This is a genomic window from Psychrobacter sp. TWP2-1-2 (assembly GCF_049896785.1).
In the GTDB taxonomy this organism is placed as follows: domain Bacteria; phylum Pseudomonadota; class Gammaproteobacteria; order Pseudomonadales; family Moraxellaceae; genus Psychrobacter.
In genome coordinates, this window is the sequence record NZ_JAFCVA010000042.1 from 1 (window position 1) to 1,476 (window position 1,476).

Sequence of the window (1,476 nt, forward strand, 5' to 3'; positions counted from 1 at the left end):
GCTAAAGCACTTCCGTAGTATTGCGACTAGATACGAGAAATTGGCTCGTAATTATAAGTCTATGCTGTATCTAGCTTGTACTATGATTCATTGCAAACTGAATTAGGGACACGCCCTAGGGTTTGCACTTAATCGACTTAGATACACTGCCAAATTTTTATACGTCATAGGTGATTTTTCTAATACCAATGACCACTCCGCCAACATAAATAAGAAATAATCACATGATGATAGCTTTTCACCAAGCAAGAACTCCTTAGAATCAAGCTGATTGTCTATTATCGACAATGCCTCTCCAATACGCTCATTTTGAGCAGATATAATATTGGGTATATTGCTCTCGTTGTTAGTATGGCGATGTGGATAATAACGAACCATCAGTTCCGCTTGCAGTGTGTTGTTTAAAAATGCAAGCCACTGAAAAAACAATGGTCGTTTAGGGTCGCCAATTGCTGGTATTAACTCATACTCTGGATATGATTCACAAATATGAACGCAGATGGCGAGGCTTTCGAAAATTGGCTGCTCATCATCAACCAGCGTTGGAATACGTCCAGCCGGATTCAACTTCAGATAGTCAGCTGATTTGTGACGGTTACTCTCTCTTTCAACAAATACCAACTCATAATCCGCTTTCACATGATGGAGCAAAAAATGTGGTGCTAAACTCGCATTGTTTGGGTAATAGTAAAGTTTAAACAAAACAGACTCCGTTCTAAAGTTGACAGAGATTGATAGTAATTTACTATCCGACTAAAATATATCTTAGATCAAAGCTCAATAAATTAGTAGAAAATCACTAATCGCTTTAGCTATTAAATATACTTTTAATAGCAGGTTCATCATTATTGATACTTGTTAGTGTCTCAAATCCTTTCTTAGTACCAAAGTATAGCGCGTCTGTTTGCTTCTCTCTATGAAAACGAAGTTCATCGCCCTTGTTGTCAGTTAACGTAAATTCATTAAACACTTTTTCCCAGTGAGATTTCTTTTCAGCTTCGTTATGATCAGCTTTAAATGTTGGCTTTAAAATATAAGAAATATCTTTACCTGCTTCTTTGGTTATAAAAGGCAACAGTTCTTTGTGTTTTGTTAAATATAGACATATTTTCTCAATATCGTCCACATTCTCTTTACTATCAGTTAGTTTAATAATTAACATCGCTTTATATCCTAATTTGCTTTCTAGCTTAGTGTTATTGAAAGTTAACTAACCTATTAAAATGGTAGAAGACCAGTATTCATGATCCCAGTTGCTTACTCGTAAGCCTAGCATTGTTATGCTCATCTACTTTAAACCGATATTAAAGACAATACTACTAAACTCCGCTATTTACCCCAAACACCAGCTAAAAGAAAAACCCCCTCCGCGAAAGCGGAGGGGGTTTTTCTTTAGAATAGAGAGCTGACGATGACCTACTCTCACATGGACGAATCCACACTACCATTGGCGCAATGATGTTTCACTTCTGAGTT

The 1,476-nt window shown here is 36.6% G+C and carries 2 protein-coding genes and 1 pseudogene; 1 reads left to right on the forward strand and 2 read right to left on the reverse strand.

Annotation, left to right across the window (positions count from 1 at the left end):
* Positions 1-106: pseudogene (locus ACP7AE_RS14130) on the forward strand (IS5/IS1182 family transposase); the annotation flags it as partial.
* On the opposite strand, the gene ACP7AE_RS14135 reads toward ACP7AE_RS14130, so the two are convergent.
* Together ACP7AE_RS14135 and ACP7AE_RS14140 are read right to left on the reverse strand one after the other, a co-directional pair.
* On the reverse strand, positions 103-702 hold the full coding sequence (locus ACP7AE_RS14135; protein ID WP_426243853.1) for a glutathione S-transferase family protein: 600 nt from the start codon (positions 700-702) through the stop codon (positions 103-105). The pseudogene ACP7AE_RS14130 and the gene ACP7AE_RS14135 sit on opposite strands and share 4 nt — an antisense overlap.
* A gap of 106 nt (positions 703-808) precedes the next feature.
* Entirely contained in the window at positions 809-1,162 is a 354-nt protein-coding gene (locus ACP7AE_RS14140) for a hypothetical protein (protein WP_426243855.1), read from the reverse strand.
* Between the last annotated feature and the right edge of the window lie 314 nt (positions 1,163-1,476).